Annotated in this window: 16 protein-coding genes and 1 pseudogene; 11 read left to right on the forward strand and 6 right to left on the reverse strand. The window is 63.0% G+C overall.

From position 1 onward, the window contains the following. Positions 1-18 precede the first annotated feature (18 nt). A complete protein-coding gene (locus CK227_RS19455; protein WP_245317991.1) occupies positions 19-609 on the reverse strand; it encodes a GNAT family protein in 591 nt (196 codons plus the stop codon). 65 nt (positions 610-674) lie between these two features. Further along, a complete protein-coding gene (locus CK227_RS19460; protein ID WP_095770643.1) occupies positions 675-1634 on the reverse strand; it encodes a LysR substrate-binding domain-containing protein in 960 nt (319 codons plus the stop codon). Between the two features lie 112 nt (positions 1635-1746). Here CK227_RS19460 and CK227_RS36775 point away from each other — a divergent pair, with 112 nt between their 5' ends. The 4 genes from CK227_RS36775 (at position 1747) to CK227_RS19485 (ending at position 4361) form a co-directional block, all read left to right on the forward strand. Next, positions 1747-2583: a hypothetical protein gene (locus CK227_RS36775; protein WP_179295916.1), complete on the forward strand. Its 837-nt coding sequence runs from the start codon at positions 1747-1749 to the stop codon at positions 2581-2583. A gap of 45 nt (positions 2584-2628) precedes the next feature. After that, complete coding sequence (locus tag CK227_RS19475) at positions 2629-3555, forward strand: DMT family transporter (RefSeq protein ID WP_095770924.1); 927 nt, start codon at positions 2629-2631, stop codon at positions 3553-3555. Further along, positions 3548-3751 (forward strand): hypothetical protein, encoded by a 204-nt coding sequence (locus CK227_RS19480; protein ID WP_010915223.1) that lies wholly within the window; start codon positions 3548-3550, stop codon positions 3749-3751. Before CK227_RS19475 ends, CK227_RS19480 begins: the two co-directional genes overlap by 8 nt. Positions 3752-3902: 151 nt before the next feature. Next, complete coding sequence (locus CK227_RS19485; RefSeq protein WP_019857325.1) at positions 3903-4361, forward strand: MucR family transcriptional regulator; 459 nt, start codon at positions 3903-3905, stop codon at positions 4359-4361. A 75-nt stretch (positions 4362-4436) separates the two neighbouring features. On the opposite strand, the pseudogene CK227_RS19490 reads toward CK227_RS19485, so the two are convergent. Then, positions 4437-4683: pseudogene (locus tag CK227_RS19490) on the reverse strand (helix-turn-helix domain-containing protein); the annotation flags it as partial. 141 nt (positions 4684-4824) lie between these two features. On the opposite strand from CK227_RS19490, the gene CK227_RS19495 reads away from it, so the two are divergent. Together CK227_RS19495 and CK227_RS19500 are read left to right on the forward strand one after the other, a co-directional pair. After that, positions 4825-6702, forward strand: a complete 1878-nt coding sequence (locus tag CK227_RS19495) for an ABC-F family ATP-binding cassette domain-containing protein (RefSeq protein ID WP_095770642.1) — start codon at positions 4825-4827, stop codon at positions 6700-6702. Between the two features lie 83 nt (positions 6703-6785). Further along, entirely contained in the window at positions 6786-8894 is a 2109-nt protein-coding gene (locus tag CK227_RS19500) for a molybdopterin oxidoreductase family protein (RefSeq protein ID WP_095770641.1), read from the forward strand. A 31-nt stretch (positions 8895-8925) separates the two neighbouring features. Here the strand turns inward: CK227_RS19500 and CK227_RS19505 are convergent, their stop codons facing one another. Next, positions 8926-10113, reverse strand: coding sequence for an NAD(P)/FAD-dependent oxidoreductase (locus CK227_RS19505; protein ID WP_179296322.1), 1188 nt, complete (start codon positions 10111-10113; stop codon positions 8926-8928). 34 nt (positions 10114-10147) lie between these two features. Further along, positions 10148-10627 carry an Lrp/AsnC family transcriptional regulator gene (locus tag CK227_RS19510; RefSeq protein ID WP_095770640.1) on the reverse strand — a complete coding sequence of 160 codons (480 nt, stop codon included), beginning with the start codon at positions 10625-10627 and terminating at the stop codon, positions 10148-10150. 105 nt (positions 10628-10732) lie between these two features. On the opposite strand from CK227_RS19510, the gene CK227_RS19515 reads away from it, so the two are divergent. The 4 genes from CK227_RS19515 to CK227_RS19530 all read left to right on the forward strand — a co-directional run bounded on the left by CK227_RS19515 (position 10733) and on the right by CK227_RS19530 (position 14827). Next, complete coding sequence (locus tag CK227_RS19515) at positions 10733-11941, forward strand: diaminopropionate ammonia-lyase (protein ID WP_095770639.1); 1209 nt, start codon at positions 10733-10735, stop codon at positions 11939-11941. Continuing rightward, the gene (locus CK227_RS19520) at positions 11938-13170 is read left to right on the forward strand and encodes a Zn-dependent hydrolase (RefSeq protein WP_095770638.1); all 1233 of its coding nucleotides are present in this window, start codon (positions 11938-11940) and stop codon (positions 13168-13170) included. Before CK227_RS19515 ends, CK227_RS19520 begins: the two co-directional genes overlap by 4 nt. Positions 13171-13175: 5 nt before the next feature. Beyond that, positions 13176-14336 carry a M20 aminoacylase family protein gene (locus CK227_RS19525; RefSeq protein ID WP_095770637.1) on the forward strand — a complete coding sequence of 387 codons (1161 nt, stop codon included), beginning with the start codon at positions 13176-13178 and terminating at the stop codon, positions 14334-14336. A 341-nt stretch (positions 14337-14677) separates the two neighbouring features. Further along, positions 14678-14827, forward strand: coding sequence for a hypothetical protein (locus CK227_RS19530; RefSeq protein WP_245317989.1), 150 nt, complete (start codon positions 14678-14680; stop codon positions 14825-14827). A 29-nt stretch (positions 14828-14856) separates the two neighbouring features. On the opposite strand, the gene CK227_RS36780 is transcribed toward CK227_RS19530, so the two are convergent. Continuing rightward, positions 14857-15009 (reverse strand): hypothetical protein, encoded by a 153-nt coding sequence (locus CK227_RS36780; protein ID WP_179296321.1) that lies wholly within the window; start codon positions 15007-15009, stop codon positions 14857-14859. Positions 15010-15119: 110 nt separating this feature from the next. Here CK227_RS36780 and CK227_RS36785 point away from each other — a divergent pair, with 110 nt between their 5' ends. Further along, complete coding sequence (locus CK227_RS36785) at positions 15120-15293, forward strand: hypothetical protein (protein WP_095770635.1); 174 nt, start codon at positions 15120-15122, stop codon at positions 15291-15293. Positions 15294-15421: the final 128 nt, after the last annotated feature.

Below are 15421 nucleotides of genomic sequence, written 5' to 3' on the forward strand. Positions count from 1 at the left end.
GCGAGCTGCCTGCGCCGACTACCGCCGCATCTTCTGCAGAAGCATGGCCTTCACGTCAGGCCATTCGGAATCGATGATGCTGAACCGCACGGAATTGCGTTTCCTGCCGTCCGGCATGATCCGCTCATTGCGAACGATCCCTTCCTGCTTTGCCCCGATCCGCAGAATGGCCGCTCGCGATGCGTCATTGAGCTCATCGGTGGTGAACTGCACCCGCACACACGCCATGACCTCGAAGGCATGCGCCAGGAGAAGGTACTTTGCCTCGGTATTGACCCCTGAGCGCTGAACCGAGGCACTGAGCCACGTGTGCCCAATCTCCAATTTTCTGTTCATGCGATCGATCTTCCAGAACCGCGTGCCCCCGCAGACCGCTCCCGTGCCGCGCAGGACGATTGTATAAGGCATGACAGTCCCGGCCCGTCGTCCAGCCAGGGCGCTGGCTACATAGTCATCGATCGTCGCTGGCCCGGGAACCACGGTCGCCGTCAGGTTCCACAGCTCACCGTCTGCGGCGGCACGCAGAAGGCCCTGCGAATGCCTCGGCTGAAGCGGCTTGAGTTCAACAATCTTGCCGGCCAGGGCGGGTTGCAGGGATTGGACGTCCATTAGCCGACGGTCCTCAATTTTTTGACCGGCGGTCATCGGGGGAAAATTGGGCGCTGATACGAATTTCAGACAGCTTCGGTAGCCAGATCGCGGATTTCACTGTCCAATTGGCGTTGCGTCAAAGCCGCTTCCGCCATGACCCATTGTTTGAACAGCAGCACCTTGCGTGCGGCAAGGCACTTGTGGGGGGAGACGAAATACCAGCCGGCGGTATTCGGATGGTGGACGGCAAAGGGAGCGACCAGCCTTTCGGCGCGGATGTCGCTGGCCATATAGGCACGGTTGGCCACGGCAAAGCCCATTCCGGCATTGGCGGCCTCATAGGACATCATGCACGAGTCGAAATAGATGCTTTTGGTCTCGCTGAGCACGAAACTGGCGCCGGCAAAGCCAAGCCAGGACTGCCAGTTCTGGGTGCAGGTGTCGGAATGCAGAAGCGTGAAGTGCCTGAGGTCGTCGGGCGTCACCTTTGACACCGGCTTGTTGCCAAGAATCTCATGGAACAGTTTGCGGCTGCACACCGGTGTCAGGTCTTCCCGAAACAGCAGATCGGATGGCAGCCCGTTGAAATGGCCGTCTCCATAGCGGATTTCGAGATCGAAATCGGAGGCCGTGAACTCATGCGTCGCGTAGGAGGTCGACACCCGCATCACGATATCGGGATGTCGCCGCTGGAACTCCGGCAGGCGCGGAAACAGCCAGCGCGCGGCGAAGGTCGGCAGCACGGATATTTTCAGCACATGTTCCTGCGATTGTCCGGTCGCTTCCATGCTGGCGGCGACGATCCGCTCCAACGCCTCGCGAACACGCGAGACATAGGTCTCGCCTTCCGGCGTCAACGACACCGCATTGCCACCGCGCTGGAAAATCTTGAAACGCAGCTGATCCTCCAGGCTCTTGACGCGCTGGCTGACCGCTGAGGCGGTGATGAACTGCTCCTCGCCGGCCCGCGTGAAATTCCCGTGGCGCGCAGCACTCTCCACGATTTTCAGCGAATTGAGGTTGACCTGACTGAGCAAACGCACGGGCTTCGACCTTAAGCTGGGCTTACACTAGCACCAGCATTCCTAATTTTACAGGGGGGGCTAATTTAATCGACTGTTAATCAAGTGTTTGCCCCCCACTTGGAGAAGTACAATGAACGCACATACCATACCCGAACTGCGCTATGCGATGAGCCGTGAGGCCATTATCGGCCACGAAACCGCCTGGAAAGTGTCGAGTTTCGGCGTTGCACAGTATCTGCATGGCTATGACCCGGCACTGCTCGCCGCAATCGAGGAGGCCGCTTTGAAGCTCAAGGACAGTCATGCCGTGCACAAGCACCTCGACCTGACCTTCATCACCGGCGCCGACCGTTTCATCCCCGAAATCAAGGAATTGCTGCACGACAAGCGGCGTCTGGAGCGGCTGTCCGACATGATGGGCACGAAGCTGGAGCCCTATCCGCTGTCGATCGTCGGCTCGACCGTCACCTTCATGAATCCCAGGGACGGCGCCGTCGAATGGCATTGCGACGGCGTCCCGGTCACCGAACTCATTCCTTTGTCGATCAGCAACCCGCTGGTCGGCGGCCATCTCGAAATCTATTGCGACGATTCCGAGACGGGCCGCGCCATCCTCGAATCCGGCCGCGAGATCCCGCGCAACCGCATCATGCGCATCGATCACAAGATGAATTACGCGACCCTCGGGCAATTCCTTGGCGTCCTGCATCGCACGGCGCCGATCCAGTATGGCGAGCGCGTCACCCTGGTGCTCAACCAGCGTTCGGTGGCCAAGCCCTATGTCGACGACAACCGCATGTTCTATCTTGCCGCCGACAATGATCACGACCGCGACTGGGTCAACGAATTGGCCGAAGACGTCTGGACCAACCAGCTGCCGGCCTATCGCCGGTTCGAGGCGGAGCATCCGACGCCCGCCCCGTCCGCCGAAGCACAGGTTTCGGGCGGAGCCAGGGAATCATGGTAGTCAACCATGATCCCGAAAAGTGGGAGCCGGTCTTCGGGCAAGATCATGGTCCAACACAGGGATAGAGCCCCAGGCCGATTGTTTCGGCACGGATCAGGTTCGATATCCGCGCTGGTCTTTGCCGCCGGCGCGGTGGCTTTGTGGTCGACCAATGCTTTGGTCGGCAGAACCCTGCTGGCAACACATCCGGTGTCGCAAGTGCAGTTCCTGCAATTTGCGGGAGCTGCACTGGTCTTCGCCTTGATCCGGCTCATGAACCGTGAGGAAGCGCGGCCAATGGCGCCGAGGGCGACACTCGCTCCTCTCGCTGTCGGATTCATCGGTCTGGTCGGCACCATGGTGCTGCAATACGTCGCCTTCGCCTCGATGCCGGTAATCGAAGCCAATCTCGTGGCCTATACCTGGCCCTTGATGGTCGCCGCGGCAGTGATCGCCTTCGACAATCCCCGGCGTCCGGTCATGCTGGGGCTTGCCGCGGCCCTTGGCTTCGCCGGCGTTGCGCTGGTGATTTCGGGAGGGCGTGAGAGCAACTGGTTCCAGGGCAATCTCCTCGGCTATTTCGCCGCATTCGGGTCCGCGCTGTGCATGGCTTTCTATTCGGTGATGGTTGGACGGCTCGCCACTTCACCCGATCGGGTGCTGCTGCCTTCGTCGCTGGTCGGCGTCGCGTTGACGCTTCTATGGTCCGCTGGCGACGGCGTCGCCTGGCCCTCCGGCGTCGATCTCGCCCTGGGGCTCTATCTCGGCGCCGGCCCAATGGGACTGGGTTATTACTTCTGGTCGCGCGCCTTGAAGCTCGAAGGCAGCGGCAAGGTCGCGGTCGTCGCCTATCTCACGCCGATTGGCTCGACATTGCTGCTGACCCTGTCCGGTGAGCGGTTGACGGCAACCGCAATTGCCGGCGCCGTCCTCGTCATCGGCAGTTGTATCGCGGTCGGCCTGGAGCGCTCGGAGGTGCAAGACTATGTTTGACGACAATGAACGTCTCGCCAGGCAGGAAGCGCATTGGCTGATCAAGGAATTTGGCGCCGAAGCACCGCTCTACGCGGCGATGAAGGCCGAAAAGGCGATTGAGCAGAAGGATTTCGGGCGCTGTGCCCGTTGGCGGCGTATTCTTGAGATATTGGCCGACGCTCGGACGACCAAGTCTGCTGCTTCCAAGTATTAGATTTTCTAATTTGCGCAGCGTCGATTTTCCATAAAAATAGTTGACGCCAAGTCTTGATTCGTTTTGGCACTTGGCGCCCGTTGGGGGACGCGGTTAAAGAGATACATCGACGAAAGTCTTCGCTGGGGTGGATGGCTTTCTCGCAAATAGGATGAAAGAATTGTCAAATATCGAGGATAAGACCGTTATAGAGCTAACGGCCGATATTGTCTCGGCCTATGTCGGCAACAATCCACTCCCAGCTTCCGGCCTGCCTGACCTGATTGCCAGCGTCAGCGCCTCGGTTCGAAAACTGGCTGGCGCGGTCGTCGTGGAAAGCCCGAGCCTGGTTCCGGCCGTAAACCCCAAAAAGTCGGTATTTCCCGACTACATCATCTGCCTGGAGGACGGAAAGAAGTTCAAGTCGCTCAAGCGACACCTCAGGACAGACTATGGTCTGAGCCCGGACGACTATCGGGCCAAATGGAGCCTGCCGCCGGACTATCCGATGGTCGCTCCGAATTACTCGGCGACCCGGTCGGCGCTGGCAAAGTCGACGGGACTTGGCCGCAAACCGGCAGCGGCGCCGGCCGCCGTGGCAAAGGGTGCCAAGCGCAAGGCGGCTGGCTAAGCGCGAAGCGTCCCTGCCAACCGGCCTGGACGCGACAGCCAATGGAACCCGGAAAGCGGCTTTGCCCTTCCGGGTTCACCGTCTGATTTGCGGTTGATCGCGCAGAACCACGTTCAGCAACGAACTGTGCACCACGAGTTTCCCATTGTACTCGGTGAATCCGAGATCGCGGAACTTGTTCATGAAGTGCTGACTCCCGGTCGCGTTGTGCCGATCATTTCGGCAAGCGTCTCCTGGTTGACCTTGCCGAGAATGGGTTCGGGCTTTCCTTCCTTGCCGAAATTTGCCAGCAGCAGAAGTGCCGTGCCAGGCGCTTTTCGCTGAAGCCGCGACATCGCCTTGCGAGAATATCTTCTGGTGGCCACCAATTCGCCTCGCGCTCCCGCCTGTGTTTCAGGCCTTGTGCGGCCAACTGGCCCGCAAGGTCTTGCGAAGAGTTGATGTCCGGTGCAAAAGCGCGGCCATGCTGATCATCAACGACCTTTCGCTCCGCATGGCAGGGCGCCTGCTTCTCGACCATGCCTCGCTGACCTTGCCGGCCGGCACCAAGGCCGGCCTTGTCGGCCGCAACGGCACCGGCAAGACGACGCTGTTCAAGGCCATCACCGGCGATTTTCCCTCCGAGACCGGTTCGATCAGCCTGCCGAAGAACACGCGCATCGGCCAGGTGGCGCAGGAGGCGCCGGGAACCGAGGAGCCGCTGATCGAGATCGTGCTCAAGGCCGACCTCGAACGCACGGCGCTGCTCGAAGAGGAAAAGACCGCGACCGATCCGCACCGCATCGCCGATATTCACATGCGGCTGGCCGACATCGACGCGCATTCGGCCGAGTCCCGCGCGGCCACCATCCTCGCCGGCCTCGGCTTCGATGACGCAGCGCAGCGCCGGCCGGCCTCGTCCTTCTCCGGCGGCTGGCGCATGCGCGTGGCATTGGCCGCCGTGCTGTTTTCAGAGCCTGATCTGCTGCTGCTCGACGAGCCGACCAACTATCTCGACCTCGAAGGCACGCTGTGGTTGGAAAACTACGTGTCGAAATACCCGCACACGGTTCTGCTGATTTCGCACGACCGCGACCTGCTCAACCGTGCCGTCAACTCGATCGTTCATCTCGACCAGAAGAAGCTGACCTTCTGGCGCGGCGGCTACGATCAGTTCGAGCGCCAATACACCGAGCAGAAGGAATTGCAGGAAAAGGGCCGCGTCAAACAGGAGGCCGCCCGCAAGCACATGGAATCCTTCGTCGAGCGGTTCCGCGCCAAGGCGTCCAAGGCCAGACAGGCGCAGTCACGCATCAAGGCCCTGGAAAAGATGAAGCCGATCGCGGCGATCGTGAACGATTCGGTGCGGCCGTTCTCTTTTCCCGAACCGGTGAAGACCGTGGCATCGCCGATCGTGGCGCTGAACAACGTCAATGTCGGCTACACCGAAGGCCAGCCGATCCTGAAGAAGATGACGTTGCGCATCGACGCCGACGACCGCATCGCGCTGCTTGGCGCCAACGGCAACGGCAAGTCGACCTTCGCCAAGCTGCTGTCGGGCCGCCTCAAGCAGGAGAGCGGGACCATGACGGTGGCGCCCGGGCTGAAGGTGGCGATCTTCGCCCAGCATCAGCTCGACGATCTGCGTCCGGACGAAAACGCCTATGAGCATGTCCGCCGGCTGATGCCGGAGGCGCCGGAATCCAAGGTGCGCGGCCGCGTCGCCCAGTTCGGTCTGACGACCGAGAAGATGAATACGCCCGCCAAGGACCTGTCCGGTGGCGAGAAGGCGCGTCTTTTGATGGGCCTGTCGGCCTTCGAGGGGCCGAACCTGTTCATTCTCGACGAACCGACCAACCATCTCGACATCGACAGCCGTGAATCGCTGATCCATGCGCTGAACGAATTTCCCGGGGCCGTCATCCTGATCTCGCACGACCGCCATTTGCTTGAGGCGACCGCGGATCGGCTGTGGCTGGTCAAGGATGGCGCGGTCAATCCGTATGATGGCGACCTGGAGGACTACAAGACGCTGGTCACCGGCGTGTCCGGCGACCGCCGCGGCAAGCGCGAGGCCGACAAGGCGTCAAAAGCCGACCGCCGCCGCGATGCGGCCGCGCGCCGTGCCGCCTTCGAACCGCTGGCCAAGGAAATCCGCGCCACAGAAGCGCTGATGGACCGCCTCCGCAAACGCATCGACGGCATCGAGGACGAACTGGCCAATCCGGCGATCTATGAAAGGGATCCCTCGACGGCGACGCGCCTGGCCAAGGAGCGCTCGCAACTCGCCCAGACGCTGGCCGGCCACGAGGAAAAATGGCTGACCATGTCGGCCGAGTATGAGGAAGGCACGGCGGAGTAGGGGGAGCGTTCTTTCGTTTGGGAGAGAAGGAAGGGCGCTATCTGGCCCTACACGCCACGTGCGAAACTCGCTAGACATGCTTCATGAACCAGCACGCCAAGCTTCGCATCGGCCATTCGGCCTGTCCGCATGATTGCCCGTCCACCTGCGCGCTCGAGGTCGAGTTGCTCGACGGCAACCGCATCGGCCGTGTCCATGGCGCCAAGGCCAACAGCTACACATCCGGCGTCGTCTGCGCCAAGGTCGCGCGCTATGCCGACCGCGTCCACCACCCCGACCGCTTGCTGAAGCCGCTGATCCGCGCCGGCGCCAAAGGCGACGGCGTCTGGCAGGAAGCGAGCTGGGAGGCGGCGCTCGACCTCGTCGCCGAAAAGTTCATCGCGGCCGAAGACAAATACGGCTCGGAGACGGTCTGGCCCTATTTCTATGCCGGCACGATGGGGCTGGTGCAGCGCGACGGCATCGACCGGCTGCGTCACGCCAAGAAATATTCGGGCTTCTTCGGGTCGATCTGCACCAATCTCGCCTGGACCGGCTGGATGATGGGGGCGGGCGCCTTGCGTGGGCCCGACCCGCGCGAAATGGCGAAATCCGACTGCGTGGTGATCTGGGGCACCAATGCCGTGGTCACGCAGGTCAATGTGATGACCCATGCCATCAAGGCGCGCAAGGAACGCGGCGCTAAGATCGTCGTCGTCGACGTCTATGAAAACGCGACGATGAAGCAGGCCGACATGGGCCTTGTGCTGAAGCCCGGTACCGACGGCGCGCTGGCCTGCGCGGTCATGCATGTGCTGTTCAGGGAAGGCCTGGCCGACCGCGCCTATCTCGAAAAATACACTGACGACCCGAAGGGGCTGGAGGCGCATCTTCGGACACGATCCCCTGAATGGGCGGCCGAGATCACGGGCCTGTCGGTCACCGAGATCGAGGCCTTTGCCCACCTCGTTGGCACGACCAAGAAAACCTATTTCCGTCTCGGCTACGGCTTCGCCCGCCAGCGCAACGGCGCCGTCAACATGCATGCCGCCTCCTGCATCGCCGCGGTCACGGGCAGCTGGCAGTATGAGGGCGGCGGCGCCTTCCATTCGAATTCCGGCATCTTCAAGCTCAACCAGGAGGTGCTGGAAGGCACCAGGATGCGCGATCCCTCGATCCGCCATCTCGACCATTCGCGCATCGGCCCGGTGCTGACCGGCGCCGGCGACGCGCTCTACGGCGGGCCGCCGGTGACGGCAATGCTGATCCAGAACACCAACCCGGTGAATGTCGCGCCGGAGCAGCGGCTGGTGAGGCAGGGCTTTCTGCGCGACGACCTGTTCACTTGCGTGCACGAGCAGTTCATGACCGACACCGCCAGGCTGGCCGATGTCGTGCTGCCGGCGACGATGTTTCTCGAACATGACGACGTCTACAAGGGCGGCGGCAACCAGCACATCACGCTCGGGCCCAAGCTGATCGAGCCGCCGGAAGGGCCGCGCACCAACCATTTCGTCATCGAGCAACTGGCCGCGCGCCTGGGGGTCGCGGACCGCCCGGGTTTCGGCCTGACCGAACAGCAGCATATCGACATCATTCTCGGCAAGCGTGGGCTGGGCAGTTTCGACAGCTTGAAAGAGCAGAAATGGGTCGATCTGCAGCCGGATTTCGAGGCCGCGCATTTTATCAACGGGTTTGGCCATGCGGATGGTAAATTCCGCTTCCGCGCCGACTGGACCGGCCAGGCGGCTCCCAACCGGCCGCCGAAGAGCATGGGCCTGTTCGGACCGGTGGAACGGCTGCCCGAGTTTCCCGACCATGTCGACCTGATCGAAGTGGCCGACGAAGCGCATCCATTCCGGCTGACGACCTCGCCGGCGCGCAACTTCCTCAACTCGACCTTTGCCGAAACGCCGGTGTCGAAGGAGAAGGAAGGCAGGCCGGCACTCCTCCTGCATCCCGACGACGCAGCGGACCTTGGGCTTGCCGACGGCGACCGTGTCGAGGTCGGCAACCGGCGCGGCGAGCTGGTGCTGCATGCCAAATTCTTCGACGGCATCAAGCGCGGCGTGGTGATCGCCGAAGGCATCTGGCCGAACAGCGCGCATGAGCGCGGCGAGGGCATCAACGTGCTGACAGGCGCCGATGCACCCGCGCCCTATGGCGGTGCTGCCTTCCACGACAACAAGGTCTGGCTGCGCAAGGTGGATTGAGCCGGGCGGAACCAGGTCGTCCGCGAGCCCATCACACCGGCAAGATCTCGGCCGCCTTCGTCCTGTTCAGCCGGTGCCTTATGTCGTCGGCGATCGCCTGGGCCTCGATCCCGATCTCGCGCAGCAATCCGGTGACTGCATTGTGGAAACCGATGAGGTAGAGGCCGAGATCCGAAGCTTTGGGGGTCACTCCACTGCGGTCCGGCTGGATGCCGGGCTCGAGAAATCTGGCATAGCCCGGCCGGTAACCGGTGGCGAAGATGATCGCGTCGAATTCGCCGTGTTTGCCGTCGGCGAAACGGGCGCCGCGTTCCGAAATCTCGGCGATATCGGGCGCGACCTTGATCGCGCCTTCGCGGATCTTGCCGATGGTGCCCACATCGATCACCGGAATGCGCGATGCAATCGCAATCTGCTCCAGCAGTCCCTGTCCCGGCCGTTTGAGCCCGTATTTTTCCAGCCTGCCCAGCACCAGGTCGAGAATGACCGGGAAAAGAACATCGTTGAAGCGCTGCGGCCCCAGGCGCGCGGCCATGCCGACCATCTGGATGGGCACGCCGAACAGTTCGCGCGGCACGATATGAACGCCGCCGCGCACGGAAATCGTCGGCCGTGCGCCGTTTTCCGCCAGATCGAGCGCAATCTCCGCACCGGTGTTGCCCATGCCGATGACCAGCACCGACTGACCGGCGAAAGGCCTGGCATTGCGATAGTCCGCGCTGTGCAATGTCTTGCCCGTGAAGGTATCGATACCGGCAAATCCGGGCCGCAAGGGCTCGGCATTGTAACCTGACGCGATCACCACATGTTTGGCGCGCAACGGCCTGGATAGCGCGTCCACACGCCAGCCGCGACCGTCCCGGGTGACCGCCTTCACCGTTTCTCCAAAGCGGGGCTTGAGGTCGAAGCGTTGCGCGTAGGCATCGAGATAGTCGACGAAGAGCGCACGCGGCACATAACGCGGATAGTGTTTGGGGAAGGGCACGAAGGGCAGCGACGAATAGCGCTTGGTCGTATGCAGGTGGACGCGCTCGTAATGGCGCCGCCAGGCAGGCGCGGCCTGCTGCTCTTTTTCGATGATGATGAAGTCGACGCCCGCCTGCCGCAGGCATGCGGCGACTGCCAGGCCCGCCGGCCCGGCACCGATGATCGCTACTGTCGTGGTGTCGTCCAAGCGCGCCTCCCAGCTCAATTCGCGTCCTGAGAATGTCAAAAGCATGGCGGGACGGACTGGACCCTGCCCGCCGGCAAGCTCAACCCGGCAACGGCACGGTTAGCCCGACCTTGACGCGGTCCATGGCCACGAAGGTGCGAAATTTCCGGACATTGTTGCTGCCGAAGAACAGCTTTCGCGTCAGCGCCTCATAGGCGCCCATGTCGGCTACGGTGATGACGAGGATGAAGTCGGCCTCGCCGGTGACGTAATAGCATTGCTGCACTTCGGGCGTTTGCGAGAATTGCCGCTTGGCCCCGTCGATAAGCTCGGTGCGCTCGCTTTCCAGCTCCACCTCGACGAAGATGGTGATGGGCTGGCCGACCGCCGCGGGTTCGATGATCGCGACATTGCTTGCAATGACGCCCGCCTGCTCCATGCGCTTGATGCGGCGCTGCACCGCCGGTGCCGACAGGTTCACCGCTTCGCCGATCAGCCGCTGCGGTGTCGTGTTGTCTCGCTGCAGGATGGCAAGGATGGCGAGATCGAAACTGTCGAGTGAGGGCGATGATGGAGGCAACGGGCGGCATCCCGGTGAAACAAACTTGCATTTCGCAGGCCTAATTACAGCGCTCTTTGCGCCTGTCCTGCAATATGTTGTCGCTGACTGCCAAGGAGGCGCCCAGTGTTCCTGCCCAATCGCAATGCCTTGCACGGTGAGCCGCTTGATGCGACCGATGCCGAAACCCTCGGGATCGCGGGCGCGGACACGGTCGAGCGCTTTCTCGCCCATCGTGACAATCACGCGATGACGCCGCTGCACGCGCTGCCGACGCTGGCGGGCGAACTTGGCCTCGCTGAGCTGCATGTCAAAGATGAGGGCTTTCGTCTCGGCCTGGGCAGCTTCAAGGCGCTGGGCGGCGCCTATGCTGTTTTCCGCCTGGTGCTGGAAGAGGCCGGCAAGCGCCTTGGCCGCCCCGTCGATATCGAGGATCTCGATCGTGCCGATGTTCGCTCGGTCGCCGCGAAGATGACATTTGCCTGCGCCACCGACGGCAATCACGGCCGCTCGGTCGCGCAAGGCGCCGAGCTTGCTGGCGCTAGGGCCGTGATCTTTGTCCATGCCGGCGTCAGCGACGGGCGCATTGCTGCCATAGCCCGCTACGGCGCCGAGATGGTTCGCGTCGATGGCAATTATGACGATTCGGTCAGGCAAGCGGCGCAGGTCGCGGCCGAGAAGGGCTGGAGCGTGGTGTCGGATACGTCGTGGCCCGGTTATGAGCGCATCCCCGGCCTGGTCATGCAGGGCTATACGGCGATCGTGCGCGAAGCGCTGCGCCAACTCGGCGAACCGCCAACCCATGTCTTCGTCCAGGCCGGCGTTGGCGGCATTGCCGCGGCGGTGGCCGGCCATCTCGCCATCGTGCTCGGCGACGCCAGGCCGACCTTCACCGTCGTCGAGCCGGCGCGCGCGGCCTGCGTTGTCGCGGCTGCCCGGGCAGGGCATGTGGTCAAGGTGGCGCACGACCAGCCGACGGTCATGGCCATGCTTGAATGCTATGAGGCCTCTCAGGTCGCCTGGCGCGTGCTGGCGCGCGTCGCCGATGCCTTCATGACCGTGGACGAGGACGACGCCGTCGCGGTGATGCGGCGGCTGGCCCGGCCTGCCGGCAGCGATCCGGTGATCGTCGCCGGCGAGAGCGGCGGCGTCGGTCTTGCCGGACTGGTCCGGGCGATGGCCGAAAACAGGGCCGATCTAGGCCTCGACGGCAAATCCCGCGTGCTGGTGGTCAACACCGAAGGCGCCACCGACCCGCATCGCTATGCCGAACTGGTCGGCTTGAGCCCGGCCGAGGTGCTGGCCGGCAAGCTCGCTGCCGAGGCAACAGCATGATTGCTGTCGATGCTCAGCGCCTGGTTGGCCGTATCCGCGAACTCGGCGCCGTTGGCCGCGACGGCGAGGGCAGGCTGACCCGGCTCGCGGCCTCCGACACCGACAGACAGGGCCGCGACCTCTTCCTCGGCTGGCTGCGGCAGGCCGGGCTCGATGTCGCTATCGACCGCATCGGCAACATTTTCGGCATCTGGCAAAGTGCCGGCAATGCGGGCGAAGCGCCGCTGCTCATCGGCTCGCACATCGATACAGTCATCGACGCCGGCATCTATGATGGCTGCTACGGCGTGCTTGCCGGGCTGGAGGTGATCGAGACGCTGAAGGCGTCGGGTTTCCCGCCGGCGCGCCCGCTCGCCGTCGCGGCCTTCACCAATGAGGAGGGCGTGCGCTTCTCCCCCGACATGATGGGCTCGCTGGTCCATGCCGGCGGCGTCGATGTCGAGGCGGCGCTCGCCGCTGTCGGCACCGACGGCAGCACGCTCGGGCAGGAACTCGCCCGTATCGGCTATGCGGGGGAACGCGAACCCGGCTTTCTCAAGCCGCACCTCTATGTCGAACTGCACATTGAACAGGGGCCGCTCCTGGAGCGCGAAGGCATTCCGATCGGCGCGGTGGAGACCCTGCAAGGCATCTCCTGGCAGCGCATCACCCTCGATGGCGTCGCCAACCATGCCGGCACCACGCCGATGTCGATGCGCTGCGACGCCGGATATGCCGCGGCACGCGTGGTCACCTTCCTGCATGACCTTGCAGCGGCCTCCAACGCGCCGACCGTTGCCACCGTCGGCACGATGCGATTCGAGCCGAATGCCATCAACGTCATCCCATCGCGCGCCGTCTTCACCGTCGACCTGCGCGATCCCGACGAGCAGCGCCTGCAAGCACAGGAGGCGTCGCTGGCCGCCTTTCTCGAACAGCTCGCCGCCGAGGGCATCACCGTGTCGGTCGAGCGGCTGGCCCGCTTCGAGCCGGTTGTCTTCGACGGGCAGGTCGTCGAATTGATCGAGGCTGCCGCCAGGAAGCGCGGGCTTGCCTCGCGGCGAATGACCTCGGGTGCCGGCCATGACGCGCAGATGATCGCGCGCATGGCGCCGGCGGCGATGATCTTCGTGCCGAGCGCCGGAGGCATCAGCCACAGCCCGCATGAATACACCGAGGATGCCGAGCTTGTTGCCGGTGCCAACATCCTGCTTGATGTCGTCGCTGAACTCGCCGCGCTCAAGGGCTGAACAAAATGGCTGAACTCGATCCGGAAACGCTGAAGCGAGAGATGATCAATTGGCGGCGCGACCTGCACGCGCACCCCGAATTCGGCTTCGAGGAGAAACGCACTGCTGCCTTCGTCGCGGCCAAGCTGCGGGAATTCGGCCTGGACGATGTCGCCGAGGGTGTCGGCGGCACCGGCGTCGTCGGCACTTTGAAGCGCGGCACCGGCAACCGTGCCATTGCGTTGCGCGCCGACATGGATGCGCTGCGCATATCGGAGCAATCGAGCGCGCCCTACCGCTCCGGCAATCCCGGCGTCATGCACGCCTGCGGCCATGACGGCCACACCGCCATGCTGCTTGGCGCGGCAAAGCTGCTGGCGGGTGAGGGTGGTTTCGACGGCACCGTGCGCTTCATCTTCCAGCCGGCCGAGGAGTGGGGCAGGGGCGCGCTGGCCATGCTCGACGACGGCCTGATGCAGCGCTTTCCCTTCGACGAGATCTTTGGCCTGCACAACATGCCTGGCCTTCCCGTCGGGCATTTCGAGACCCGTGCCGGCCCTGTCATGTCGGCAGAGGATAATTTCGAGATCGTGCTCAGGGGGTTCGGCGGCCACGCGGCGCGGCCGCATTCGGGCAACGAAACGCTGGTCGCCGCCTGTGCGCTGGTCACCAATCTGCAGACCATCGTTTCGCGCCGCCTGAGCCCGGCCGACATAGCGGTGGTTTCGGTGACCGAACTGATCACCGATGGCACCCGCAATGCGCTGCCTGGTCTTGCCCGCATCCTCGGCGATACGCGCAGTTTTCGCCCCGAGGTCAGCGCGGCGATCGAACGCCAGATGCGCACCATCGCCGAGGGCACCGCGGCCGCCTACAACATTGCCGCCGAGGTCAATTACACCAGAGAATTCGTGCCTTTGCACAATGATGCCGAACTGGTCGAGGCGGCCTTCGCCGCCGCCAAGAAAATCTTCGATCCCGGCAATGTCGCGGTTGCCCGCGAGCCGATGACGGCGTCGGAGGATTTTGCCCGATTCCTCGATCACGTGCCGGGCTGCTTCGTGTTCCTCGGCAATGGGGAGGCCTCGGCGCCGCTCCACAATTCCAGCTATGACTTCAATGATGACGGGCTGGTCTTCGGCGCCAGTTTTCATGCCGCCATCGCCAGGCAACGGCTCGGAATTTGACCGGCCGCGGCCCCCCTTCGGCACGCCTTTGCCGGTGGAAAACGCCTGGAAAAGGCCGAAATCCGCGATCCCACATGACGCAGCGGCAAGACTCAGCTAGGCTGTGTGGTGCGGCGGACCTGATTTATCCGCTTGGCCGGCGCCTTCTCCTCCCAAGCGGCGCCGGCCTTCTTCCCGCGCCGACCGCCTGCTAAATTAGCATTCATTAAATTTAGAATATTCGCACTTGCAGGGCGTTAGCGTCTTTCTGGCATGGAAGACGCTGGTCCTTGGCTGTTGCGGGAAGGCCAATGCGCGGGCGGAACTGGATAAGGGCGTTGCGTCAGGATGAGGCGCGGCAGGTGCGTGCGCGCATCGCCGAACTCGAAAGAAACCTTACAATGGCATTCCCGGCCCGAGGCCGTCAGCTGCAACAGGACGCCGGGCACGAATTGCGCAATGCCAAGTTCCGCCTCGAGCGGCTCGAAGAATGCATCGCGGCAATGCAATGAGGTTTCGACGGGTCCTCAGTGCACCGGGATCATCTCAGTTGCCCAACACTCTCCGTGTTCATGACAGGATTGCTGGCATAGGAGCTTTGTTCGGCACCAGGAGCCTTGGTCGGTGGCAATTTGTTGTCGCAGGCCGAGACAGCCAAAGCGACCAGCACAAGGGCTAATCCTAGCTTCTTCATCGCTATCGCCTCCTTGCTTTCAACGACCCGCCATCGGTTTGGTTGCGAACTTGGCGCGATGGAACAAACCGTCATGTTTCCGGTTGACCCTCATCAGAGGAGACCGCGGCATGATCCGTTTGCTTCTGGCAGGTACTTTTGCCTTTCTCGCTTACCGCCTCACGCGCAAGATGATCGATGACGTGCCCGGCGACATCGATCCCCTGTTGCTGCCCGCGCCGAGAAGTGACCGCGAAGCTCTGCGCCGCCAATCGGCGGCCATGGGTGTCGATCCCCGGCGGTAGAGCAATTCCAGGAAAAGTGTGAAGCGGTTTTCCCTGGAAAAGCGTAGCGCTTTCCCTTGAGAGTTGCGCCAAGACCAAGGGGCCGTCGCAAAGCTTCTATGTTGCGAACAAAGCGGAAACGATGCTTG

It is taken from the genome of Mesorhizobium sp. WSM4308, assembly GCF_002294905.1.
Taxonomy (GTDB): Bacteria; Pseudomonadota; Alphaproteobacteria; order Rhizobiales; family Rhizobiaceae; genus Mesorhizobium.